The organism is Nonlabens sp. Asnod3-A02 (assembly GCF_045063755.1).
Taxonomy (GTDB): domain Bacteria; phylum Bacteroidota; class Bacteroidia; order Flavobacteriales; family Flavobacteriaceae; genus Nonlabens; species Nonlabens xylanidelens.
Genome location: NZ_JBEFOC010000008.1, coordinates 937,581 through 962,786 on the forward strand (window position 1 = coordinate 937,581; position 25,206 = coordinate 962,786).

Below are 25,206 nucleotides of genomic sequence, written 5' to 3' on the forward strand. Positions count from 1 at the left end.
AACCTAAAGCTAACATGGATTTAAAACGCTTGAGTAACTATCTTTTTAATTTAGCCCATTAAGAATATGAAAGAAGAAATGAAAGACGCTAAAGCGAGAGTTTTATTAGTAGACGACGAGCCAGATATTTTAGAGATAGTAGGATACAATCTTAAAAATGAAGGATATCAAGTGTTTACGGCAGAGAATGGAGAGGAAGCTCTCAAAATTGCAAAGAAGAAAAAGCCAGACCTTATTATACTAGATGTCATGATGCCGGTAATGGATGGGATCGAGGCCTGCGAGAAAATGCGCAAAACACCAGAATTAGACGGTACTGTGATAACTTTTCTAACTGCAAGAGGTGAAGATTATTCAATGATCGCTGGTTTTGATGTGGGTGCAGATGATTATATTACAAAACCTGTAAAACCTAGAGTTCTTGTTTCTAAGGTAAAATCTCTTTTAAGACGTAGAGAGAATGTTACTCCAGAGGCTTCAAATATTTTAAAACTAGGAGATCTAGTTATCGATAGAGATCAGTACAAGATTATCTTTAAGAAGGAAGAAATGATATTGCCTCGTAAAGAATTTGAATTACTTTCTTTACTGACTACTAAACCTGGTAAAGTGTTTAAAAGAGAAGAAATTCTTGATGTGGTGTGGGGTAATGAAGTGATAGTGGGTGGTCGTACTATAGATGTACATATTAGAAAACTAAGAGAGAAGTTGGGAGATGACAGTTTTAAGACTGTGAAAGGGGTAGGTTATAAATATGTCAAATAATACAGCGCCGCAAAGAAATAGTTACCGATTTGCGATTAGATCTTCTATTTATATCGCTGTTATACTTTTTTTACTTTTATTAAGTGTGTCATCTTTTGATGATGTAGAGTTACCGTTGTACCTTATTTTCTGTTTTTCTTTGGCGTGTTTTTTAATATGCTTTACGATTATTCAGTTTAGGGTACAGCGTTTTATTTATCGACGTATCAAACGTATTTATGAAGACGTGTCTCTGTTAGAATCGAGCAATTTTGATGACAGAGAAATAGCTACAGATATGCGTACTCTCAAAGATCAGGTAGAGCGATTTGCTAGAAATAAGAAAACAGAAATAGAAACACTGCAAGTACGTGAGAATTATCGTAAAGAGTTTTTAGGTAACATATCTCACGAGCTTAAAACGCCTTTATTTACCGTTCAAGGTTATATAGATACCTTAATTGATGGAGCGCATAAAGACAAGGTTATACGTAAGAAATACCTAGAAAGAGCACAAAAAGGAGTAGAGCGTCTTACCTATATTGTAAAAGATATGGATATGATCACTAGGCTAGAAGTAGGTGATATGCGTCTAGAAAAAGACGACTTTGATATAGTAAAATTGATGAAACAGGTGTTTGATCAATTTGAAATGAAAGCGGCTAGAAAGAATATTTCTCTAGTTTTTGATATGAATTATAATAATAAAATTATGGTTCATGCAGATAAGGAGCGCATCCAGCAAGTAGTATCTAACCTTATCGTTAATTCTGTTAAGTATGGGAAACAAAATGGTACCACCGAGGTGGCTATTGAAGACCTTATTAATAATAAGGTAATCGTGCGTGTTACTGATAATGGAGAAGGGATTAAAAAAGAATTTATACCTAGATTATTTGAGCGCTTTTTTAGAGTGGATAGAACAGGATCGCGCAGAGAAGGTGGCTCTGGGTTGGGACTAGCGATAGTTAAACATATTGTAGAGGCTCATGGAGAGCGTATTTATGTTGATAGTGAAATAGGTATAGGTTCTGAATTTTCATTTACTCTAGAAAAAGTTTCTTCTAGTATAGAAGATATAGATGTAGTGGTAGAATGAATGTCGCCTAAACCTTTATAATTAGGTATTCTAGATAACATTTCTATTTTAAAATCTTCTTGTGTAGTATAAGGAACAAGACCTTTGTCATCTAGTGATTGTGCTAAGTATTCTTGTTCAAACTGTCCTGGTGTAGGGATGAAAAAGGCTTTTTTGCCTAATTCATTTAAATCCATAATAGTGGTGTAACCGCTTCTGCTTAGCACGCATTCACTTAAATCTATAGCTTTTTGTAAACTTTCTGTAGAGAGGTAATTGTAAAAAGTTACGTTTCCTTTCTTTTCTACTTTTTGCTCTTTTTCTATTCTGCCGGCTATAAATAGTACCTTACCATGATATCTTTTTATTTCAGAAAGTAATTTCTTTTCTAAAATACCTCGTTGAGGTTCTGGTCCAGATAATAAGATAAGTAGGTCGTATTTTTTTTGATACTGACCAGTATTTTTAAATCTAGAAAGTGGACCTAAGTAAACTTTGTCTAGTTGGCAATCAGTATTATGCGATAACTTACCAGTTAAGTTATTTGTTCCACTGATGTCAGGTATCCAGCAATAATCAAATTTTTTTATGTAATGCAGGTGCAATTGTGTACTGACCCATGTCGTGCTACCAGATAAAACCTGTAGTTGATGTGTTATAATTACCGATGGTATTAAATTGCTGTATAATCCCAATCTGTTATCTGATATGATACCAGTTATTTTGTGCTCTAGGATTAAGCGGTTTAATATTTTGTGTTCATTGCGTATAGCTTTCCATATCTTAGGAGAGTCTTTAAGCATTTTCAATTTTAAATTGCGACCTTCCTTTGCATATTCAATGTCATAAGATGGTAGCTCTATAAAAGTATGGCCTTTAAATTCTTTTTTAAGTAAAGCAAGTGCCTGTCCATCACTAGCTATAATAGGGTTGTCCCCATTATTAATGATTTCTAATATTATAGGTATGCATCTAGTGGCATGACCTAAGCCCCAGTTTAAAGGGGCAACCAAAATGTTTTTGGATTTTTGCATGTAGTAAATATACAATGACTTTGTAATCAGGTATATTTGTAGCCATTAATTAACCTTTAAATAATTGTATTGGGAAGCAAAAATAAACTCAAACGATTTAACGAAAACGAAACATTCGACAACGTTATTCAGCCTACTCGTGAAGAAGTAACCACTGGTTTTAAACATCAGGGTAAATGGAATGAATTTTTCGGTAACGATAATCCTATTACCTTAGAGTTAGGTTGTGGTAAGGGAGAATACACGGTTGCTCTAGCTCGCAAGTATCCTGAACGTAATTTTATAGGTATAGATATTAAGGGAGCGCGTTTCTGGCGTGGTGCAAAAACGGCTATTGAAGAAGGTCTTACTAACGTAGCTTTTTTACGTACTCAAATTGAGTTGGTAGATGACGCTTTCGCGAAAGCGGAAATACAAGAGATATGGATCACATTTCCAGACCCTCAAATTAAATACAAGCGTACTAAACACAGAATGACTAATCCTGATTTTCTTGCAAAGTATAAACATATTTTACAAGCTGATGGTATTATGAATCTTAAAACAGATTCTGAATTCATGCATGGATATACTTTAGGGCTATTGCAAGCTAGAGGAGAAGAGATTCTATATGCACATCATGACGTCTATTCAAATACAGAATCTCCAGAAGAAGTTACCGGTACACAGACTTTTTATGAGAAGCAGTATCTAGAAACAGGTAAAGCGATAACTTATATCAAGTTTAAATTGAAATAATGGCAGGACTTTTACATTTATTATTCGGTTTAATTATAGGTTTTGTGGGTGTTATACCGCCCGGATTATTGAATCTTACAGCGGCCAAAATAAGTGTGAAACAAAATAGAAAAGCAGCTGTAATATTTGCATTAGGAGCATCACTTATAGTTGTGGCGCAAGTATATGTAGGGGTTTTCTTTTCTAAATTATTGAATAACAATCCTGATACCTTATTGCTGTTAGAAAAGTTTGCGGTAGTTGCTTTTCTAGCATTATCTGTTTTCTTTTTTATTAGAGCGTTACTTGATTCTGGTACACCAGTAGTAAAAGAGGTAAATAGATCACCTGTTAAGCTTTTTGCGCAAGGAATCATATTATCGGTTTTAAATATATTTCCTATTCCATTTTATATAGGTTTTAGTTCTTTTCTTGCCAGTCGTGGTTTATTTGAATTTACTTATCCCATGGCTCATCTATTTATTATAGGCGCCGCTAGTGGAACATTTTTAATGTTATTAGCCTACATTACTTATGTGAAGAAATTTGCCTTTGACAGCAATACATTTGCTCGCAAAATTAATTACCTATTAGGAGGTCTTACTTTGTTTATTGCGGTATTTACCATATTTAGAATATACTCATGAGTACAAACGATTTTTATTTAAGAGTGTATGAGGTCGTTAAACAAATACCTTATGGTAGAGTAACTAGCTATGGGTCTATAGCAAAAGTTTTAGGAACACCACGTAGCAGTAGAACTGTAGGCTATGCTATGAATGCTGCGCATAATGATCCAGACGTGCCTGCACATAGGGTTGTAAATCGCAATGGAGTGTTAACTGGTAAACATCATTTTCCTGGCACTAACTTAATGCAACAACTTCTAGAAAGTGAAGGGCAAATTATCGAAGAAGATCAAATTAAAAATTTTAAAGAGACTTACTGGGATCCATTAGAAGAACTTGGATTACAAGAATAAAAAAAAGCCTTTCTATTCATTACAATAGAAAGGCTTTTTTTATAATAATTGTTAATGCTCTACAGATAGAAGATGTAACCTACGTTAAACCACCATATCCAGTCATTTGCTCTGTTGTTAACATTATTAGGACTTAATCCATCTACATAATTACTGTCTACATAATAATGCCACTTAGACGATATTAAAATATCACTTAGTTCACTTATTTTATATCTAAAACCTAGATCACCTACTAGAGCAATCGCACTACCCTGTGAGGTGTCTATACGATCTATAAAAGTAGGGAATGTCGTTATTGGGTTATCCAAAGGACCTAACACACTAGTGGCTTCTGGTCTATAGTTTACATAATGAGCTCCAAAACCTACGTAAGGTGCCACTTTAGGTGTGCCACTCTGAAAATCTCTAATGCTTAATGGATACCATTCTATTTGTGCACCCAACTCAAAGACTTTTGCTTTTCCTTGCATAGATCTTAATTGAAGACCACCTATAGAGTTCTTGTCCGCTTCATCACCTAGATGATTAAGGGTGGTCACATGATAATCTATCTCACTACGTATTTTAAAATGATCATTCCAGTAGGTATCTCCGGTATAACAATCACAGTCGGCACGATAAGCAAAATTGATATAGTGAATGAGTCCAACACCGATACCTACATTACCTTTGTTAGTGTTAAAGTCATATCGCTCACCATAATCACTTTGAAAAGCGACAGGTCCAGTGATAAAACCTAATTCGTGAGAGAAGCCTAATTGCGCATTACTAGTAGCTACCATTCCTATAAGAATGATAAGAGTTGTAATGTGTTTTTGTAGATACGTCATTAATATAAGGACTTAAGTGATGACGACAAATATAACAAAATGTAGTTCATACAGACATTATTAAATATGTTTAAAACTAATACAATAGATGAAATGCATCATTATTATAGGTGTGTATGGTGATTACAACGTGAGTTAACTTAAATTATTGGTAAAAAAAAAATTACGTTAAGCGATAATATTATATTTGCATAATTAACGCAAACGTTTTCTTAAAGGAACAAATTAAAGATAATGGAAAAAAACATCCAAGATTTTATCGATTTGATAAAAAAGAAGAATTCTAACGAGCCTGAATTCATACAGGCAGTAACTGAGGTTGCTGAAACCGTTATACCATTCATCGAAAAGAATAAGCAATACCAATCTGATAAGCTGTTAGAAAGAATGGCAGAACCAGAGCGTGTAACTATGTTCCGTGTGCCATGGACTGATGATAGTGGTGAGGTACAAGTTAACCGTGGGTACCGTATTCAGATGAATAGTGCTATCGGTCCTTATAAAGGAGGATTAAGATTTCACCCTTCTGTAAATCTGAGTATTCTTAAGTTTTTGGCATTTGAACAAGTGTTTAAAAACAGTCTTACTACTTTGCCTATGGGTGGAGGAAAAGGTGGTGCTGATTTTGACCCTAAAGGGAAGTCAGACCGTGAGGTGATGCGTTTCTGTCAGTCATTTATGGTAGAGTTGCAACGTGTTATCGGTGCAGATACTGATGTGCCTGCAGGAGATATAGGTGTAGGTGGACGTGAGATAGGTTACCTTTTTGGATACTATAAAAAATTAAGAAACGAGTTTACAGGTATTCTTACTGGTAAAGGACGTTCTTACGGTGGTTCTTTAATCCGTCCAGAAGCGACAGGTTATGGAAACGTATACTTTGCACAAAACATGTTAAAGACACGTGGTGAAGAGATCAAAGGAAAAACAGTTGTTATTTCTGGATCTGGAAACGTGGCGCAATATGCTGCAGAGAAGATATTACAACTAGGTGGTAAAGTAGTTACCATGTCAGATTCTGGTGGTTATATACATGATGCTGATGGTATCGATGCAGATAAACTAGCATTTGTAATGGATCTTAAAAATAATAAACGTGGTCGTATCTCTGAATACGTAGAGCAATATTCTAGCGCTACTTATCATGCAGGTGAGCGTCCATGGTCTATTAAATGTGATATCGCTCTTCCATGTGCAACTCAAAATGAGTTAAACGGTGAAGAAGCAAAAACATTAGTATCTAACGGTTGTATTTGTGTAAGTGAAGGGGCAAACATGCCTAGCACACCAGATGCAGTTGAGCACTTTGTAGATAGTAAGATATTATTTGCTCCAGGAAAAGCATCTAACGCTGGTGGAGTAGCAACATCTGGTCTAGAAATGTCTCAAAACTCTATGCGTTACAGCTGGACTTCAGAAGAAGTGGATAATAAATTACATGCAATCATGAACGATATCCATGAAGCTTGTGTTACTTATGGAACTGAAGAAGATGGATTTGTAGACTACGTAAAAGGTGCAAACATTGCAGGTTTTGTAAAAGTTGCAGACGCTATGCTAGCTCAAGGAATTGTGTAAGAACTATTTATTTATATAAGTTTCGCTTTCGCGAAAGCGAAATTATAATCAACAAGAACCTCTGTAAAATCTACAGAGGTTTTTTCATGCCCTTAATTAAGTTTATTTTTGTTCTTATTCATCATATAATAAAGATGGGTACGTTGTAGATATATGAAAAAGCTAATACTCTTATTAATACTCGTCGGCAATTTTTGCGCAGCTCAAGATTTTTCTGATTCTTGGGAAGGTCTTTTTTCTTTTACTAACATTATTGATATAGACGAGTCTGATGATGCCGTTTATGCTGCTAGTGAAAATGCTGTCTTTATTTACGACCTTAGTTCTAGAACCTTTACAACCTTAACCACTATTAATGGGTTGAGCGGTGATGAGATAAGTCAGATTCATTACAGTGAGGCAAAATCCACTCTAGTTATAGGATATGAAAATGGACTGTTACAGGTAGTTGATGCGCGTGGCAACGTGACTAGCGTGGTTGCAATACAAGATAAACAAGTTATTGCACCAGATGATAAAAGGATTAATGAGTTTAAAGAGAGTGGTGATCTTATTTACATCGCTACAGATTTTGGGATTGCCATTTATAATCTAGAGCGACTAGAATTTGACGATACTTATTTTATTGGAGATAATGGGGAACAGTTAGAGGTAAACACCATCGAGATATTTAATAACTTTTTATATGCAGGTACTATAAATGGTGGGATAAGACGTGCTAGCATTGTAGATCCTTTTTTAATTGATTTTGCAAATTGGAACCAAATAAATGGTAATTCTTGGGATGAATTAGAGAGTTTTAATAACCGTTTATTTGCTACGGCGGTAAATAGGTTTTTATATGAAGAAGGACCAGTAGATTTTTTAATAAGCTCTTTACAATTTCCAGGTAGAGCACTAGATTTTCATTCTTCAGATCAATTTTTTACCGTTGCCACTAGTAGTGCTGTTCTTGTGTACGATTTAAGTTTTACAGAAATACTTAGAATAACAACGGTAGACGGCATTGCATATAATTATACCCAAGCAATAACTGTAGGTAATGATTTATTTATCGGTACAGAAGAGGCTGGAATGATACGTATCGATCTTTTAAATCTAACAGACTTTGAATTTGTCGTGGCAGACGGTCCATCTCGTAACGCGGCTTTTACAGTAGCTACATCTCCAGATGAGTTGTGGGTGGGTTATGGTGATTATGATGTGTTTTACAATCCTTTTCCATTAGAGCAATTTGGGATAAGTCACCTAGTTACGGACGAGAATTGGGAGAACTTTTCATTTGATGATATTCTTAATGTTAGAAGTTTAGGAAGTGTAACCATTAACCCATCAAATCCTTCAGAGATTTTTCTTAATTCCATGAATGATGGTTTGGTACAGTTTGTAAATGGGGCTGCGGTAACTTTGTTCGACAATACAAATAGCTCTTTAATCCTATCGGAAGTTCCTACTAATAATGGTCCTTTTAATTTTCAAAGATTACCAGATAGTGAGTTTGATAGTGAAGGTAATCTTTGGGTTTCACAAAGTCTTGATGATAATTCATTACATAGAAGGACTCCATCTGGTCAGTGGACGGCCTTTGATTTAAGTGATGAAATACCTGAAGTAGCGCAAAGCACGACAAAAATGGTGATTACAGATGATGGTAAAATTATTTATGGTACTCTAGATATTGGTATAGTAGGCTTTGATCCAGCAAATTCAACGACTATTAATTATGATGAAGATAATAATCTAGTTAATAATTACATAGCCTCATTAAGACTTGATCTTAACGGACAGTTGTGGATAGGTTCTAATCTAGGATTACGTATACTGTTTAACCCTAATAGTATGTTTACAGACACACCTAGCGATGCAAGATCTGTTATTATAGAAGATACTAATGGTATTGCACGAGAGTTGCTACAGGATGAGGCGGTACTAGATATAGAAGTAGATGGTAACAACAATAAATGGGTGGCTACAGCTAGTTCAGGCGCGTTCTTGTTTTCACCTTCAGGACGAGAGACTATATTTCAGTTCACAACAGATAATTCTCCGTTGCCCACAAATTCTATTAATGATATCGCTATAGACGAGGCGACTGGTAAGGTTTATTTTGCAACAAATAATGGTATAGTAGCATTTCAAGGAGAAAGATCGAGTAAGCCCGAAGATGATTTAGAAAGTGTAAGAGCTTTTCCTAATCCAGTGCGTCCAGGATTTGATGGAAATGTAACTATAGATGGATTAACAGATAGAGCACGAGTTAAAATAACAGATATAGAAGGTAACTTAGTTTATGAAGCGGTTTCTCAAGGTGGTAGTATACCATGGGATACAAGAAGTTTTTCTGGTAATAAAGTAGCATCTGGGGTGTATTTACTATTTATTTCTACCAGTGATAATATTGAGACTGCTGTTTCTAAACTTATGATAGTAAGATAAATGCTTATAAAAACACAAGCAATTGTTTTATCTTCTCTTAAGTATGGAGAGTCAGATCTTATAACAAGATTATATACCAAAGAATTAGGCACGCAATCTTATATATTAAAAGGAATACGCAAGTCTAGAAAAGGGAAATTGCGTATTTCTTTTTTTCAGCCACTTACTCAGTTAGAATTAGAAACACAGCATAAAGGAAAAGGTGCGCTAGAATATATTAAAGAGGCAAGGGTTTTATTTGCTTACCAAAATGTTCATACTAATATCATTAAAAGCAGTATTACCATGTTCTTTTCTGAAGTACTGTCTCAACTATTAACAGAGCAACAACCAGACGAAGAACTATTCGACTATCTATCTACAGCTTTTCAATTTTTAGATCAATCAGATCAAGTTGCAAATTTTTCTATAAAAGTGTTGCTAGACATGACTGGCTTTTTAGGCTTTCAACCAGATGATAGTACTATCAATTTACCATATTTTAATATGCTTAATGGTAACTTTGATGATAATGGGTTGCAACCACACCATTTAACAGACATAGAGAGTAACTTGTTAAAGTCTTTTCTAGGCATGAAATTTGATCAAATTAATGAAGTAAAAATGAATAGAGAAGAGCGTAATGGCTTATTAAATTTGGTCATTGAGTATTTTCAGATACATTTGCAAATCTTTAAAAAACCTAATTCATTATCAATACTAAAACAGCTATTCGACCAGTGAGATTAATCGGTATACTTTGTCTTCTTATAGGTTTTTATACTACAGCGCAAACCGTGACTGTAGTTAATGCAATTACTAAGGAAAAGCTATTCTCTGTTGCTGTTTATAATAAAGATAAAAGTATTAGTGGTATTACAGATTTTGATGGAAAAGTCTCCTTAGAAAAATTCTCAGACACAGATCGCATTTATTTTCAAAGCATGGCTTTTCAAACCTATGTGATTAATAAAGTAGATATCCTACCGCAAGGTACTGTTATAGCTATGGTGCCTAGATCAGAAAAGATAAATCCTATAGTTATATCAGCATCTAAATTTGAACAGCGCAAACAAGATATTCCTCAAAAGATCATTTCACAAAATAGTGCTCAGATACGATCTAATAATCCACAGACCAGCGCAGATTTATTACAACAATCAGGGCAGGTTTACGTGCAAAAATCTCAACAAGGTGGCGGTAGTCCATTAATAAGAGGTTTTTCTACTAACAGGTTGTTGTTAACTGTAGATGGCGTGCGTATGAATAATGCCATTTTTAGAGGTGGTAATCTTCAAAATGTTATTTCTATCGACCCTTTAAGTATTGATCGTACAGAGGTTATTTTAGGTCCTGGTAGTGTCGTTTATGGTAGTGATGCGATAGGTGGTGTTATGAATTTTTACACACTTAAACCTAAGTTTGCTCAAGATTCCATTTCATTCTCAGGGAATGCTTTAATGAGATATGCTACAGCAAATAATGAAAACACAGCACATCTAGATTTCAATTATGGTACAAAGAGATTTGCATCTGCTACGAGTATAAGTGTTAATTCTTTTGGCGATCTTAAGATGGGTTCTCACGGCCCAGATGACTATCTTAGAAACCAGTATGTAGACCGTATAGATGGAGTAGATGTGATCGTTGATAACCCAAACCCAAAAGAACAAGTCCCTACAGGATACGACCAGATTAATTTATTGCAAAAATTTAGATATCAAGCATCTCAAAATTGGGAGCTTGATCTAGGTATTATTTATACCGCTACAGGTGATTTTCCTAGATATGATTCTTTGAGTAGATTTAATGATAACGGTGACCCTCGTGAGTCAGAATGGTATTATGGACCACAGACCTGGTTAATGTTAAATGCCAAAGCTATTCACAGAGGTAATGGAAAGTGGTATGATAAAATGATCTTTTCGCAAGCATATCAACAGTTTGAAGAAAGTCGCAATAACCGCTCTTTTGAAGACGTAGATTTTTTTCAGAATAAAGAAAAAGTAGATGTTTTTACTACATCCATAGATTTTGAAAGACGCAATCGCGAGAATAATGTTCTTTTTTATGGAGCAGAGTTTTTACATAATCGAGTTGGGTCAGTAGGTAGTGTTCTTAATATAGAAACTCAAGAACGACAGGATGCTGCAAGTAGATATCCAGACGGTTCTTCATGGAGATCACTCGCTGCCTATGCAAACTACCAGTGGAGACTAGATTCTCAAATCACTATACAATCAGGATTGCGATATAATCACATATGGTTAGACGCACAATTTGATAATAGATTTTTCAACTTTCCTTTTGAAGAGGCCAGTCTTAACACCGGTGCATTAACCGGTGCATTAGGAGCTACCTATTTACCAGATGACACATGGGAGCTTAGAGCAAACTTCAGCACGGCATTTAGAGCACCTAATGTAGATGACATCGGTAAAATATTTGATCCTAGTCCAGGTACAGTTATTGTTCCTAATCCAGACTTAGAGTCAGAGTATTCTTATAATACAGAATTGGCAGCTAGAAAACGTATTAATGATAAATTCACCTTTGACGTTTCAGCTTACTACACGCTGTTAAAAGATGCATTAGTAGCTAGAGATTTCCAACTTGACGGTCAGGATATGATTACCTATCAAGGTGAATTAAGTCAGGTGCAGGCTATTCAAAATGCCGAAAAAGCTACTGTTTACGGTATAGAAATAGGCGCTCAATATGAGTTTAATAAAAACCTTAGAATGTACGGTCATTATAACTGGCTAGATGGCGAGCAAGAAGAATTAGACGGTTCTAAAGTGGCTGTGCGACATGTCTCACCTAGTTTTGGGGATATTCATGCGGTTTTTGAAAGTGATAGATTACAACTAGATGGTTATGTAATGTTTAACGGACAGTTTGATTTTAACGACCTCGCGCCTAGCCAGCAATCACGCCCTTATTTGTATGCACTTGATAGTGATGGAAATCCCTATTCACCTAGTTGGTACACCGTAAACTTGCGTTCTAGCTATAAAATTAACGACGGACTTACTGCAACAGCGATTTTAGAGAACATAACAGACCAGCGTTACCGCACGTATTCCTCAGGAATAGCAGCTGCTGGACGCAATCTTATACTCGCGTTGAGGTATGCCTTTTAGATGATTGTTTGTAACGGTCTCGCTTTCGCGAAAGCGAAATTATTAACCAACCATTTATATACAAAATACTTTTAATCATTAATAATCATCCTGCAAGCTGGCACTAGAAGTAAAACTCCAAGATCAAACATTTCAATTGCACCGCAGTGGCGCATGCTATTGGGTAGATCAAGATGTTATTCTTCTTGCCGATGTTCATTTGGGAAAAAGTGCTCATTTTAGAAAACATGGTATGGCTGTACCTATCCAAGCAGATGATAAAGAATATGATAAGTTAAATGCGATAATAGAGGAGTTCAAACCATCTCGATTATGGTTTCTAGGTGATTTATTCCATTCTTATAAAAATGCAGAATGGCATTTCTTTGAGCAATGGATCAACTCTCAAACCATAGAAATAGGTCTGGTAATGGGGAATCACGATGTTATATCTCGCGATTCATTTGAGAACTTGGGCATGAAAACGTATGATTCTTTACAAATGGGAAAAGTACTTTTAACCCATCACCCAGAAGAAATAGAAGGTAATTATAATATTGCTGGTCACATACATCCATCAGTTAAATTACAAGGTAAGGGTAGGCAGCGTTTAAAACTGTCTTGTTTTTTCTGTACAGATTATGGGATGATTTTACCAGCTTTTGGTGATTTTACTGGTACCTACACTTTAAAGCCTAAAAAAGGGAATAGAGTTTTTGCTATTGCAGGCGATGAGGTAATAGAGATTAATTAGGTCGGTAAACTTAAAATAATTCTAATTTCCTACAATTACTAGGGTATTCTAACGGCAAGATCTATCTTTATAAGATGTCTAGAAAATTAACCTCCATATTAAATTTAATAAGTATTATCATTTTAATAGCCTGGAATGGGTTTGCAAATACTGGTAACTATAACGGTAAAAGTGTAGGTGACCTGAGTGCAGAGTATGATAATTTATTCACTCCAGCGCCGTATGCGTTTTCTATTTGGGGTATCATATTTTTAATGCTGCTAGTCTTTGGTGTCTATGGCGTTTATGTGTCATTTTCTACAAAGCATCTAGCCATAAACAAGGATTATAAAGCAGACTTTGTGAAAACTACGAGTCCGTGGTTTCTAGCGGCAAATGTTTTTTGTACACTATGGGTGGCTTTATGGTTAGATGAGCATATTGCAGCATCTGTAGTGATGATGTTAGGGATTCTTTTCTGTCTATTAATGTGTGTGCGACAGTTAGATATGGAAATATGGGATGCTCCATTTCCGGTTATAGCCTTTATATGGTGGCCGCTGTGTTTGTATTCTGGATGGATAAGTGTTGCCACTATTGCAAATATAGCTGCATGGTTAAATGGAACATATGACATTGATATTACTACACAAGTGTATGTCACTCTAGTCATGATTTTTATAGCTTTTATGGTAAATCTTGGGATGCTTATTTATCGCAACATGCGCGAATTTGCTCTAGTAGGAGTATGGGCACTAGTTGCGATATTCATGAGATTCAAAACACCTATGGATGGAATAAGTAAACTTGCAACTAATCAGATAGCTTACCTTTCTTTGGGTTGTGCCATACTTTTAACGCTAGCAATAAGTTTTCATGCTATGAAAAATGCTAAGACTAATCCTATGAAAAAAATGAAGGAGTGGAATGCCTCTCGATAAAAGTTACATTCCTTTAAAGTCATTTCCCCAACTAGGATAATTAAAAATGGTTTTTCTTAACTCTTTAAAGGTCATTTGTGCTTTCATAGCAATAGCGATCATGTTGATTTGTTCACTAGCTTCTGGCCCTACGATGTGAGCACCTATGATGAGTCCGTTTTCTTTATCTAAAATTATTTTATAGGCATATGCTTTGGCATTGATACGTTTGTTATTAAACCACTCGCTTCCATCTTCTTGTAGTACCTTGTATTTTCTGTTTTCTTTTTTAGCTTGTAATTCTGTAAGACCTATACCTGCACATTGAGGTATGGTAAAAACAGTGCTAGGTATGGCCGGTGTGTCTATTTTTACCTTCTCACCGATAAGATTTTTTGCTACTACAGTTGCTTCTATACTGCTCAACGGTGTTAGTGGTAGATTTTTATTAGATACATCTCCACAAGCATAAATATGGGGCTGGCTAGTACTTTGTAAAAATTCATTAACTACCACGCCATTTTTATCGCTGACTATATTAGCCTTTTCTAGATCTAGAGATGACGTTGCAGGTACTCTTCCTGCAGTATTGAAAACACAATCTGTAGTGATTTGATGCATGCCATCTTCCATAGAATAGTTCACGATATATCTCCCTTCTTTTTGCTCCACACTAGATGCTTGTGCGTTTTTAATTATTTTAATACCTAATTGCTCAGAAGTGTTTTCAACCTGTCGGGCAGTAAATTCTTCAAATGGAGCAAGGATTTGTTCTCCTTTTTGTATCATGGTTACTTTAGATCCAGCTCTAGCTAGAATTTGACCAAACTCCATACCTATGTATCCTGCACCTACAAAAACTACTTTTTCAGGTACTTCCTTTAATTTAAAGAAATCTCCTGAGGTAAGCATGAATTTTTCTCCAGGTATGCCTAGTTTTAAAGGCGTCATTCCAGTGGCAATAACAAAATGCGCGGCTTTTATTTTCTCTCCATCTAGAATAACAGTTTCAGGATCTATAAAAGTAGCTTCTCCATGTAAACAAGTAATTCCTTTATCTTTGAGTTCATGTTCTGTTTTATCTGGTATGTCTTTAGTATATCTATGAGCATAATTCATTGCATCATTCCAGTTGAAGTTAATGGTACCATCGATACCATCGCCGGTCATGTCTTTTGCAAAATTAAATGCTTCTACAGATGCTAGAATAAGTTTTTTAGGATCGCAACCTCGCTGGGAACAAGTGCCTCCATATTCTCGATTATCTATTATAGCAACGCTCATTCCAGCTTCTTTACATGTGTTAGCTACTAATTTACCTGCCGTACCAGTCCCAAAAACAAAAACATCAAATTTCTTCATGACTTAAAGATAAGAGTGCAATCCATGTCCTTGTATTAAAGAATTCTCAATATTCTTGATATGCTTTATTCAGGACGTATCTTTGTGATTATATTATGAGTTTTACTACTATTCTTAATCAATTTTCAAAAGCTGTCCAAACGCAAAGCTTAAAGGAAATCGTTGCCCAATCTCAAGGTTCAAATACTATAAGTGGTCTTAATGGAAGTTCACTGTCCATCGTTTTAAAAACAGCTTTTCAAGATGCAGATAAGCCTTTTTTACTTATTTGTAACGATAAGGAAGAAGCTGCTTTCTATTTAAACGATCTAGAAAAGATGATAGGAGAGGATAAAGTCCTATTCTATCCAGGTAGTTATAGACGTCCTTATCAAATAGAAGAAACAGATAACGCAAACGTGTTATTACGTGCCGAGGTGCTCAATCGCATTAACTCGCGTAAAAAGCCAGCAATGATAGTTACCTATCCAGATGCTCTTTTTGAAAAAGTAGTTACTCGTAAAGAGTTAGAAAAAAACACGCTCAAAATTACGGTAGGAGACCAGATTTCCATCGAATTTGCAAACGAGGTCCTTTTTGAATATAAATTTAAACGTGTAGATTTTGTTACCGAACCTGGAGAATTCTCGCTGCGAGGTGGTATTCTTGATGTTTTTTCATTCTCAAATGATGAGCCTTATCGTATTGAGTTTTTTGGAAATGAGATCGATTCCATAAGAGTCTTTGATGTAGATACACAATTATCAAAGGATCAAACTAAAAAAATCTCCATCATTCCTAATGTGGAGAATAAACAGTCAGAAGAAACTCGAGAGAGTTTTTTAGAATATATTTCTAATAACACGGCTATATTCTCGATGAATATGGATTTATTATATGGTCGTGTTGATTCGCTTTTCGCGAAAGCGGAACAAGCATACAATGAATTGCAAGGTGAAATACGACAGTTAACACCTAAAGAAATATTTAGTGATAGTAAGTTGATTAAAGAACAATTGAAGTCTTTTAATCATTTTGAATTTACCACAGCCCAAGGTGTACTAGTTTATAAAACATCTCCACAACCATCTTTTAATAAGCAATTTGATTTACTTATTGAAAATTTAAAGGAGAATGAAGAAAAAGGCTATAAGAATTATTTATTCTGTAGTAGCGAGCAGCAAGCAAAACGTTTTCATGACATATTTGAAGATATGAATGCACAGGTGCAGTATGAAACGGTCGTTATGTCTTTATATCGAGGTTTTATAAGTCATGATTTAAAAGCAGTTTGCTACACAGACCATCAAATATTTGAGAGATACCATAAGTTTAATTTAAAGAATGGTTATGCAAAGAAGCAAGCGATTACTTTAAAAGAATTGAATACGCTTGTCATAGGTGATTATGTAACTCATATCGATCATGGTATAGGTAAATTTGGTGGGTTGCAGAAAATAGATGTCAACGGTAAAAAGCAAGAGGCTATTAAATTGATTTATGGAGAACGTGATATTCTTTATGTATCAATTCACTCGTTGCACAAAATAACACGTTACAGCAGTAAAGATGGAAAAGCGCCTAAAGTCTATAAATTAGGTAGTCCTGCGTGGAAAAAATTAAAGGCCAAAACCAAGACGAAGGTCAAGCAGATAGCATTTGACTTAATTAAACTTTATGCAAAGCGTCGAGCACAAAAAGGATTCCAGTATGCTCCAGATGGCTATTTACAAAATGAACTAGAGGCAAGTTTTATTTATGAAGACACTCCAGATCAAAGTAGCGCGACAGAGGACGTAAAAAGAGATATGGAAAGTGATCGACCTATGGATCGATTAGTTTGTGGAGATGTAGGTTTTGGTAAAACTGAGGTTGCTATTAGAGCAGCGTTTAAGGCGGCAGTTAACGGTAAACAGGTTGCGGTTCTTGTCCCTACTACTATTCTTGCTTTTCAACATGCAAAAACTTTTAAAGAACGTCTAGCAGATTTACCGGTTAAGGTTGATTATCTCAACCGTTTTAGAACAGCAAAAGAACGTAAAGGTGTTCTAGAAGGGTTAGAAAATGGATCTATTGATATAGTTATAGGGACGCATCAACTAGTTAGTAAATCCATTCAATTTAAAGATCTGGGATTATTAATTATAGACGAAGAGCAAAAATTTGGTGTTGCGGTTAAGGATAAACTCAAAACACTTAAAGAAAATATAGATACACTTACATTAACAGCTACACCTATACCTAGAACTTTACAGTTCTCTTTAATGGCAGCACGAGATTTAAGTGTGATAAAGACGCCGCCACCTAACAGGCATCCTGTAGAGACTAAAGTAGTACGTTTTAGTGAGGAGACTATACGTGATGCGGTGAGTTATGAAATATCTCGTGGAGGACAAGTGTTTTTTGTACACAACCGCATTGAAAATATTAAAGAAGTAGCAGGAATGATACAACGATCTGTTCCTGAGGCAAAAATAGGTATCGGCCATGGACAGATGGACGGTAAGAAGCTAGAAGAGCTCATGCTTGCTTTTATCAATGGAGAGTTTGATGTGCTTGTTTCTACCACAATTATTGAAAGTGGTCTAGATGTGCCTAATGCAAATACTATTTTTATCAATAGTGCCAACAACTTCGGTCTGTCAGATTTACACCAAATGCGTGGACGTGTAGGACGTAGTAATAAAAAGGCGTTTTGTTATTTTATCACACCACCGTACGATGTGATGACAGAAGATGCTAGAAAACGTATACAAGCACTAGAAATGTTTTCTGACCTAGGTAGTGGTTTTAATATCGCTATGAAAGATCTAGAAATACGTGGTTCTGGTGATATTTTGGGTGGTGAGCAAAGCGGATTTATAAATGAGATAGGGTTTGACACGTATCAAAAAATTCTTAGTGAAGCTATTACTGAGTTAAAAGAAAATGAGTTTGCCGATCTTTATGAGACTAACGATAAAGAGAAGAAACATGTTACAGAAGTAACTATAGATTCTGATTTTGAGTTGTTGTTTCCAGATGATTATATCAACTCGATTACAGAGCGTCTAGCGCTTTATGCAAAACTTAATGACGTAGAAGATGAAAAAGGTCTAGAGGTTTATAAAAAAGAGCTAATAGATCGTTTTGGCGAGCTTCCAGAAGAGGCAGAGAATTTAGTAACGAGTGTTAGGATCAAATGGATTGCTACTCGATTAGGGCTAGAAAAAATTGTGATGAAACAAGGTAAGTTTGTAGGTTACTTTGTATCTGACCAGCAAAGTGGTTTTTATCAAAGTGAATCATTTGGGAAAGTATTAAAAGCGGTACAAAACAATCCGAAAATTCTTAGAATGAAGGAAAAACAAACTCGTGCAGGATTGAGATTGTTGTTAACTGTAGAGAACGTGAAAACGGTAGATAGGGTTTATGACATATTAAACACTATCATGCCGACTTCTGTTTCTGCGTAAATGATAGGAATTTGCAGCACTGTGTTTCCGCGAGGCTAGAGTTATCCTGCCTTATAAAATTAAAGATACAATGTATTAATTTTTACAATTAGAGATATAAAATTTGAAACAACTTACCCATTACGACATAGAAAATCAGCAGAAACAATTTCCTATAACCATAGTTTGTGACGCGATTAGAACACCAGAGAATATAGGGATGTGTTTCCGTATATCAGAGAGTTTTGGGGTAGAGAAAATATATTTTCATGAAGACTCGCCTACCATAGCAAACAGAGTGGTTAAAAAAACGGCAAGAAACACAGCAGGTCAAATCGACCATGACACCTATAAGGATTTTACAACTGTAGTCAATAGATTAAAACAAGAAGGCAACGCGATTATAGGTATCGAGATCACAGATAAAAGTGTTGCTATTCAAAAGTTCGATTTTAAGCAACATGATAAAATTGTTTTGCTTTTGGGTAGTGAGCGTCATGGAATAGAAAACGTGGACTTACTAGATTACACGGTGTCGATACCTATGTTCGGTAGGAACTCGAGTATGAATGTGATACACAGCCTCGCTATTTCATTATACGAGGTTACAAATCAGCTTTCAGATAAATAGAAATCTCGTTACTCCGATTTACTTAAATATAAAACGCCTCGATCATGTTACTGATCGAGGCGTTTTTGTTTATTAGTTGCGCTTTCGCGAAAGCGAGGCTATAACAATCTTACATCCATTGTTTCCATGGCAGTCTAGAAAGAACTACTAAAAATGCTAGGGTATAAAATATAGCTAGAACTTTAAATTTACCATTACTAACGATTTTCTTTTTGTGCTTAGAATATCCTACCGTTAGCAAGGCAACAGCGATGATCATCATTAAAGGGTGTTCTAGAGCTAGTAATCTTATCTCTGGAGTACTCATTACAGTAGAGGTGTCGCTAAATAACATACTAGAATATGGAGAGAATGCCCATAGAGCAAGTCCTAATAAAAGTTGAATGTGTGTAACAATAAGTCCTACTAGAGCTAGACTGAAGTCTTTATTGCCAAATTCTTTCTTACCTGCAAAACCGATTATGGCATTAATAGTTGCGATGGCCAATACTAAGATTAGTAGATATGCCCAGCCAGAATGAGCAGATTTTAAAATGCTATACATAATTTAATAATTTGGTTCAAAAATAATCCAAAAACAAAGAACCCTACTCGTTTTGAGTAGGGTTCTTGTAATATATGGTAAAAAGTATTTCTTAGTTAAAGATATATCTAAGACCTACTTGCATTTGCCATCTTGAAGAACGAGTACCTGCATCATCTACACGCTCAAACTCTTCAGCAAAATTAGGGTCAAAAGTAAACTGTGGGTCTGGTCCACCTTGCTCTGTATTAATAAGACCAACATTACCAAAACTCTGGTTGATAGTATTTTGTTCACCCCAATCCTTGTTCAAGAAGTTGAAGAAGTTGAAGATATCAAGAGAAGCTTGGAATGTGTGTTTTTTACCACCGAAATCTAAACTGAAATCTTGAAGTAATTTGAAATCAACAATATGATTCCAAGGTCCACGATCTCCATTACGACCTGCGTACTCACCTCTTCTCTCTCTTAAGTAGTCATTACTTTCAATAAAAGCATCTAAAGCGCTCCACTGCTCAGCAGCAGTTACACTACCATCATCAATTAAGTTGATTTCGCTTTGGTCTCTAGGGATATAGATAAGAGCGTTATCTCTTGAGTCATCACCTAATAAATCGGTACCATTACCATCGTTATAAATGTAACTTAAAGTACCACCTTGTTGTCCGTTATAGAATATACCGAATGTTGTTTTAAGGTTTTCATTCCATTTTAATTCATAAGATGCATTTGCAGAAATTCTGTGTCCTAATGCAAAAGCAGAATTACCTACACCAGCATTATTCTTACCGTTAACAGTTACAATGTTTCTCCATTGAGAACTGTTTTGAGAAGATGTACCTTCATTGATAGATTTACCTTGTCCATAAGTATATGAAACCTGACCTGTGAAACCATTTTCATATGGCTTAGTTAAGCTGAAACTAGCATTGTAAGACCAACCTTCGTTAGTGTTAGATCCTAGATATATAGAGCTATATGTTCTGTCTATTGCATTACGAGAAAAATATGGTCTGTTGTCAGCTCCATTAAGTGTACCTACTGCATCACCTATGTTTAAGTTTTGGTAAGTTACATTGTTAATGTTGTCATTATATAAGAAGTCTGCACTTGCAATTAATCCCCAAATATTTGTTTTTTGATCAATACCGATGTTGTACTTCATTACCTGTGGTAATTTGAAGTTAGGATCAAAAAGATCTATCTGACCTCCTAATTGTCCACTACCAGGAGCAGCACCATCACCGATAGGTTGGTTGTTAGGATCTGCTACAAAGAATGCGCCATCTACAAAGTTACGCTCATCTACACTACCTACAGAAAGACCATTGTTGTTATAGATACCACCTGGCCATACTAAAGGAATACGTGAAGTAAAGATTCCTAGTCCACCACGTAATTGTGTAGTACCGTCGCCATTTACATCCCAGTTAAACCCTGCTCTTGGAGCAACGTGTATTTGACTTTTAATACCTCTACCAGATCTCGCTCCGCCTAAGTCTTTTCCTGCAGCTTCTAGTAATGCTACAGTTCTGTCGTTGAAATCATCATTTGTTATTCCATCTTCAAAGAAAGGAACGTCAAAACGTACACCGTAAGTTAACTTGAAATTATCTGTTAAATCCCACTGATCTTGAGCGTATACTCCTAATTGAGAATATTTAAATGCAGCTGCTGCATTTACTATATCATCACCAGCAGTTCCTAAAGGATCTAATAGTGAATAAGAGTAGTCAAAGTTATCTGCAGCAACATCATTAGTTGCATCGTTGTCAAAGTAAGTGTTGAAATCATCTAAAGATCCAAATCTGTATTGACCAAAGTTCTGTCTTACGAATACGTTTCTCATATCGTAATTTTCATAGTTACCACCAAATGTCATGTTATGAGCTCCGTTAGAAACTTCAAAGTTGTTGGTTACTGTGAAAACTTTTTGATCTAAAATGTTTCCAGTAGAGAATGCTTCAGAACCAAAACTTATACTACCACTACCATCACCGATGCTTACATTAGGAAATGGATTCCCGATAGGATCTCTATCATCTGTTACCTTAGTATAACTTACTATTAAGTTGTTAGAAAGGTTGCTACCGTTAGTAGTATTCCATTCTAATGTAGAGAAGTTAGTAGTAGATGGGAAAAAGATACCACCATTTGCAAAATTGATAGATCTTGCACTACTTCCATTAGGTGAAGTAGACTCACCATTTACATAGTTATGTTTAAAAGTTAATGTGTTTTTATCATTAACGTTATAGTCCAATTTAACAGTGAATTTCTCACTATTTAAAGTTTGAACAGTGTTACCAAAACTACCTGGGTCATAACCAAATGTGTTTATTAAGTTTTGTCTTAATTGTTCGATACCTGCAATTGAAGTGTCTCCACTGTATAAACTGCTATCAAAAGGTCTAGGCTCTTCTTCTCTTTGTATCTCTGCATTTACAAAAAAGAATAATTTGTTCTTGATGATTGGACCACCTAAGCGAGCTCCGTATAGGTTAGCTGTAAATTCGTCTAGTCTTTCACGGTTATCCTCTCTGATACCTACTGGAGTTTTACCAGCAAGTTTTTCATTACGAGTGTAGAAGTATGCACTACCTTTAAAGTCATTTGTACCAGAACGAGTAATTGCGTTAATCGCACCACCTGTAAAACCAGACTGACGTACATCAAAAGGAGCGATGTTTACTTGGAAAGACTCGATAGCATCAATAGAGATAGGGTTAACACCTATCTGTCCACCGTTAGTTCCTGTTCCTGCAAGACCAAAAACATCATTATTTACAGCACCATCTACAAAGATAGAGTTGTAACGGTTGTTCTGACCTGCGATAGAAATTGCACCACCTTCACTAACTTGTGCTTGAGGTGTTTTTCTTAAGAAATCACCTATTCCTCTTGTTACAGAAGGCATAGTGTTGATATCACGTTGTGAAACGTTAGTTTCTGCTCCAGTTTTACCTGAATCAAAAATCCCATCTCTTACAGCATTAATAGTAATAGCATCTAATGCATTAGATTCGTCTGATAAAGTAATACTGATTTTTTCAGCTTCACCTAATTGAAGAAAAATGTTTTCTAGTTTTTCTTCTGTCTTACCTACGTAAGAAATAGTAATCGTGTAAGGTCCACCTACACGCATGTTAGAAATACGGTAATAACCTTCAATATCAGTAGAAGTACCATAATTAGTTCCTGTAGGACCATGTACTGCGACTATGGTAGCTCCTAAAAGAGGCTCTTGAGCAGCGTCTATAGTTTCCATGATACGACCATTAATGCTTGAGGTAGTAACCTGTGCACCAACTGCCATAGAACTTAAGAAAAGCCCGATTGCAAATAAAAAGTGTAATGTTCTGTTCATTTCAGAATTAGATTTAGTTTGATTTTGCAAAAGTACGTCGCAAATCATTAATCCAATATTAAGCTAACATTAAGAAGTGAAACACTTGTTAACGTTAATTAACTGAAAAACAGTTTTTTATTTGTTACGGGAATAAAATCTTTTTAAAAGTGCGTTTGTACTGCTGTCATGACCGCTAGGTTTAGAACTTTCTATATCTGTTAAAATGGCGTCTGCTAGTACCTTACCTAATTGTACACCCCATTGATCATAACTATAGATGTTCCATATCACACCTTCAGTAAAAATTTTATGTTCATACATGGCCACTAGTTTACCTAAACTTTGTGGTGTAAGCTCGTCTATAAGAATAGTGGTGGTAGGTTTATTACCTTCAAATACTTGAAAAGGAACGAGATGTTCTATTTCTGACACCGTTTTCCCTGAGTCTTTATGATCTTTTAATGCTTCTTCTTTGGTTTTACCATTCATCAACGCCTCAGTTTGTGCAAAGAAATTTGCCATAAGCTTGTTGTGATGATCCGGTTGGTTGTATTTCGCTTTCGCGAAAGCGATAAACTGGGCAGGAATTAATTTAGTCCCTTGATGTATTAATTGAAAAAAGGCATGTTGTGAATTAGTTCCTGGTTCTCCCCAAACTACATTACCAGTTTCATAAGTAACTCGATCTCCATTGCGGTCTACACTTTTACCATTACTTTCCATAATGGCTTGCTGTAAGTATGCTGGTAATCTATGTAAGTATTGAGTGTATGGGATAACGGCTTCACTCTGTGCTTTATAAAAGTTGTTATACCAAATGGTCAATAAAGCCAACTGCACTGGAATATTTTTATCAAAAGAACTATTCTTAAAATGTGTGTCCATTTCTTGAGCACCATCGAGTAACCCTTGAAAATTCTTTGATCCTATGCCTAAAGCAACGCTCATTCCTACCGTGCTCCAAAGAGAAAAGCGTCCACCTACCCAGTCAAACATTGGAAATATATTTTCTTCTTGAATACCAAAATCCACGGCACGTTGTATATTACTGCTTACGGCAATAAAGTGTTGTGCAACGGCTTCTGGATTTACTTTTTCTTTAAACCAATTTCTTATGGTGGTAGAGTTAGTAAGTGTTTCTTGAGTTCCAAAAGATTTTGAAACGATAACAAAAAGCGTCGTTTCAGGATTTATTTTCTTTAAAACTTCTTCTACATGATCACCTTCTACGTTAGAAACAAAATGTAATGTGAGGTCATTTTTATAAGCTTGCATAGCTTCATAAATCATGACAGGTCCTAAATCGCTACCACCTATCCCTATATTAACTACAGTGTTAAATTTCTGGCCATTTGCAGCGGTGATGGTACCGTTATTTACAGCGTCTACAAAGGCAAACATTTTTTCTTTGCTTGCAATTGCCGCATTTATATTATCTGCTACAGGTGAATCCGTGTTGTTAGTTCTTAAAGCAGTATGTAGTACCGCACGATTTTCAGTCGCATTTATTTTTTCTCCACCGAAGTAAGAATCGATTGCGTCACTTAATCTACATTCATTTGCTAGATCAACTAATTTACCTTGTGTTTCTTTGGTGATTAGGTTCTTAGAGAGATCTACATGAAAATCACCGTCCGTTAGTGTTAATTCTTCTGCGCGATTTTTATTGTTTTGAAAAGCTTCTTTTAGATTTAAACTTTTTGCTGTTTTATAATGATCTAGAAGTTCTTGCCATGCAGTGGTAGAAGTAGGGTTGATGTTTTTCATGATCT

The 25,206-nt window shown here is 35.5% G+C and carries 19 protein-coding genes; 13 read left to right on the top strand and 6 right to left on the bottom strand.

Annotated features, from left to right (window positions below):
• Positions 1 to 66: 66 nt before the first annotated feature.
• Entirely contained in the window at positions 67 to 765 is a 699-nt protein-coding gene (locus ACJJVN_RS14225; RefSeq protein ID WP_405369880.1) for a response regulator transcription factor, read from the top strand.
• Entirely contained in the window at positions 755 to 1,843 is a 1,089-nt protein-coding gene (locus ACJJVN_RS14230; protein ID WP_104514507.1) for a cell wall metabolism sensor histidine kinase WalK, read from the top strand. Before ACJJVN_RS14225 ends, ACJJVN_RS14230 begins: the two co-directional genes overlap by 11 nt.
• On the opposite strand, the gene ACJJVN_RS14235 is transcribed toward ACJJVN_RS14230, so the two are convergent.
• Positions 1,747 to 2,856: a glycosyltransferase gene (locus ACJJVN_RS14235; RefSeq protein WP_405378932.1), complete on the bottom strand. Its 1,110-nt coding sequence runs from the start codon at positions 2,854 to 2,856 to the stop codon at positions 1,747 to 1,749. The genes ACJJVN_RS14230 and ACJJVN_RS14235 overlap by 97 nt on opposite strands.
• 69 nt (positions 2,857 to 2,925) lie before the next feature.
• On the opposite strand from ACJJVN_RS14235, the gene trmB reads away from it, so the two are divergent.
• From trmB to ACJJVN_RS14250, 3 genes are read left to right on the top strand one after another with little or no spacing between them, the layout of a single operon-like run.
• Complete coding sequence (gene trmB / locus ACJJVN_RS14240; RefSeq protein WP_348116280.1) at positions 2,926 to 3,594, top strand: tRNA (guanosine(46)-N7)-methyltransferase TrmB; 669 nt, start codon at positions 2,926 to 2,928, stop codon at positions 3,592 to 3,594.
• Complete coding sequence (locus ACJJVN_RS14245; RefSeq protein ID WP_405369878.1) at positions 3,594 to 4,220, top strand: LysE family transporter; 627 nt, start codon at positions 3,594 to 3,596, stop codon at positions 4,218 to 4,220. The genes trmB and ACJJVN_RS14245 overlap by 1 nt, the downstream gene beginning before the upstream one ends.
• Positions 4,217 to 4,555 (top strand): MGMT family protein, encoded by a 339-nt coding sequence (locus tag ACJJVN_RS14250; protein ID WP_405378935.1) that lies wholly within the window; start codon positions 4,217 to 4,219, stop codon positions 4,553 to 4,555. The genes ACJJVN_RS14245 and ACJJVN_RS14250 overlap by 4 nt, the downstream gene beginning before the upstream one ends.
• A gap of 59 nt (positions 4,556 to 4,614) precedes the next feature.
• On the opposite strand, the gene ACJJVN_RS14255 is transcribed toward ACJJVN_RS14250, so the two are convergent.
• On the bottom strand, positions 4,615 to 5,388 hold the full coding sequence (locus tag ACJJVN_RS14255) for a THC0290_0291 family protein (protein ID WP_104514512.1): 774 nt from the start codon (positions 5,386 to 5,388) through the stop codon (positions 4,615 to 4,617).
• 234 nt (positions 5,389 to 5,622) lie between these two features.
• Here ACJJVN_RS14255 and gdhA point away from each other — a divergent pair, with 234 nt between their 5' ends.
• The 6 genes from gdhA (at position 5,623) to ACJJVN_RS14285 (ending at position 14,177) form a co-directional block, all read left to right on the top strand.
• Entirely contained in the window at positions 5,623 to 6,966 is a 1,344-nt protein-coding gene (gdhA, locus tag ACJJVN_RS14260; RefSeq protein ID WP_405378938.1) for an NADP-specific glutamate dehydrogenase, read from the top strand.
• Between the two features lie 153 nt (positions 6,967 to 7,119).
• Positions 7,120 to 9,402 carry a hypothetical protein gene (locus tag ACJJVN_RS14265; RefSeq protein WP_405378941.1) on the top strand — a complete coding sequence of 761 codons (2,283 nt, stop codon included), beginning with the start codon at positions 7,120 to 7,122 and terminating at the stop codon, positions 9,400 to 9,402.
• Complete coding sequence (gene recO / locus ACJJVN_RS14270) at positions 9,403 to 10,125, top strand: DNA repair protein RecO (protein WP_104514515.1); 723 nt, start codon at positions 9,403 to 9,405, stop codon at positions 10,123 to 10,125.
• A complete protein-coding gene (locus ACJJVN_RS14275; RefSeq protein WP_405378944.1) occupies positions 10,122 to 12,524 on the top strand; it encodes a TonB-dependent receptor plug domain-containing protein in 2,403 nt (800 codons plus the stop codon). Before recO ends, ACJJVN_RS14275 begins: the two co-directional genes overlap by 4 nt.
• A gap of 97 nt (positions 12,525 to 12,621) precedes the next feature.
• Positions 12,622 to 13,257, top strand: a complete 636-nt coding sequence (gene pdeM / locus ACJJVN_RS14280) for a ligase-associated DNA damage response endonuclease PdeM (protein ID WP_405371242.1) — start codon at positions 12,622 to 12,624, stop codon at positions 13,255 to 13,257.
• A 74-nt stretch (positions 13,258 to 13,331) separates the two neighbouring features.
• Positions 13,332 to 14,177, top strand: a complete 846-nt coding sequence (locus ACJJVN_RS14285; RefSeq protein ID WP_405378947.1) for a hypothetical protein — start codon at positions 13,332 to 13,334, stop codon at positions 14,175 to 14,177.
• A 3-nt stretch (positions 14,178 to 14,180) separates the two neighbouring features.
• Here the strand turns inward: ACJJVN_RS14285 and ACJJVN_RS14290 are convergent, their stop codons facing one another.
• On the bottom strand, positions 14,181 to 15,518 hold the full coding sequence (locus tag ACJJVN_RS14290; RefSeq protein ID WP_405378950.1) for a dihydrolipoyl dehydrogenase family protein: 1,338 nt from the start codon (positions 15,516 to 15,518) through the stop codon (positions 14,181 to 14,183).
• A 95-nt stretch (positions 15,519 to 15,613) separates the two neighbouring features.
• On the opposite strand from ACJJVN_RS14290, the gene mfd reads away from it, so the two are divergent.
• Positions 15,614 to 18,952 carry a transcription-repair coupling factor gene (gene mfd, locus ACJJVN_RS14295; protein WP_405378953.1) on the top strand — a complete coding sequence of 1,113 codons (3,339 nt, stop codon included), beginning with the start codon at positions 15,614 to 15,616 and terminating at the stop codon, positions 18,950 to 18,952.
• A gap of 103 nt (positions 18,953 to 19,055) precedes the next feature.
• Positions 19,056 to 19,562: a TrmH family RNA methyltransferase gene (locus tag ACJJVN_RS14300; protein ID WP_405378957.1), complete on the top strand. Its 507-nt coding sequence runs from the start codon at positions 19,056 to 19,058 to the stop codon at positions 19,560 to 19,562.
• Positions 19,563 to 19,671: 109 nt separating this feature from the next.
• Here the strand turns inward: ACJJVN_RS14300 and ACJJVN_RS14305 are convergent, their stop codons facing one another.
• The 3 genes from ACJJVN_RS14305 to pgi all read right to left on the bottom strand — a co-directional run bounded on the left by ACJJVN_RS14305 (position 19,672) and on the right by pgi (position 25,201).
• A complete protein-coding gene (locus tag ACJJVN_RS14305) occupies positions 19,672 to 20,106 on the bottom strand; it encodes a hypothetical protein (RefSeq protein WP_104514522.1) in 435 nt (144 codons plus the stop codon).
• A gap of 91 nt (positions 20,107 to 20,197) precedes the next feature.
• Complete coding sequence (locus ACJJVN_RS14310) at positions 20,198 to 23,452, bottom strand: carboxypeptidase regulatory-like domain-containing protein (RefSeq protein WP_405378960.1); 3,255 nt, start codon at positions 23,450 to 23,452, stop codon at positions 20,198 to 20,200.
• A gap of 117 nt (positions 23,453 to 23,569) precedes the next feature.
• Positions 23,570 to 25,201 carry a glucose-6-phosphate isomerase gene (gene pgi / locus ACJJVN_RS14315; RefSeq protein WP_405378963.1) on the bottom strand — a complete coding sequence of 544 codons (1,632 nt, stop codon included), beginning with the start codon at positions 25,199 to 25,201 and terminating at the stop codon, positions 23,570 to 23,572.
• Positions 25,202 to 25,206 lie beyond the last annotated feature (5 nt).

Coding starts and splice junctions, on each gene's coding strand:
- ACJJVN_RS14225 (WP_405369880.1), top strand. CDS start 67: ATGAAAGAAGAAATGAAAGACGCTAAAGCGAGAGTTTTATTAGTAGAC.
- ACJJVN_RS14230 (WP_104514507.1), top strand. CDS start 755: ATGTCAAATAATACAGCGCCGCAAAGAAATAGTTACCGATTTGCGATT.
- ACJJVN_RS14235 (WP_405378932.1), bottom strand. CDS start 2,856: ATGCAAAAATCCAAAAACATTTTGGTTGCCCCTTTAAACTGGGGCTTA.
- ACJJVN_RS14245 (WP_405369878.1), top strand. CDS start 3,594: ATGGCAGGACTTTTACATTTATTATTCGGTTTAATTATAGGTTTTGTG.
- ACJJVN_RS14250 (WP_405378935.1), top strand. CDS start 4,217: ATGAGTACAAACGATTTTTATTTAAGAGTGTATGAGGTCGTTAAACAA.
- ACJJVN_RS14255 (WP_104514512.1), bottom strand. CDS start 5,388: ATGACGTATCTACAAAAACACATTACAACTCTTATCATTCTTATAGGA.
- gdhA (WP_405378938.1), top strand. CDS start 5,623: ATGGAAAAAAACATCCAAGATTTTATCGATTTGATAAAAAAGAAGAAT.
- ACJJVN_RS14265 (WP_405378941.1), top strand. CDS start 7,120: ATGAAAAAGCTAATACTCTTATTAATACTCGTCGGCAATTTTTGCGCA.
- recO (WP_104514515.1), top strand. CDS start 9,403: ATGCTTATAAAAACACAAGCAATTGTTTTATCTTCTCTTAAGTATGGA.
- ACJJVN_RS14285 (WP_405378947.1), top strand. CDS start 13,332: ATGTCTAGAAAATTAACCTCCATATTAAATTTAATAAGTATTATCATT.
- ACJJVN_RS14290 (WP_405378950.1), bottom strand. CDS start 15,518: ATGAAGAAATTTGATGTTTTTGTTTTTGGGACTGGTACGGCAGGTAAA.
- mfd (WP_405378953.1), top strand. CDS start 15,614: ATGAGTTTTACTACTATTCTTAATCAATTTTCAAAAGCTGTCCAAACG.
- ACJJVN_RS14305 (WP_104514522.1), bottom strand. CDS start 20,106: ATGTATAGCATTTTAAAATCTGCTCATTCTGGCTGGGCATATCTACTA.
- ACJJVN_RS14310 (WP_405378960.1), bottom strand. CDS start 23,452: ATGAACAGAACATTACACTTTTTATTTGCAATCGGGCTTTTCTTAAGT.
- pgi (WP_405378963.1), bottom strand. CDS start 25,201: ATGAAAAACATCAACCCTACTTCTACCACTGCATGGCAAGAACTTCTA.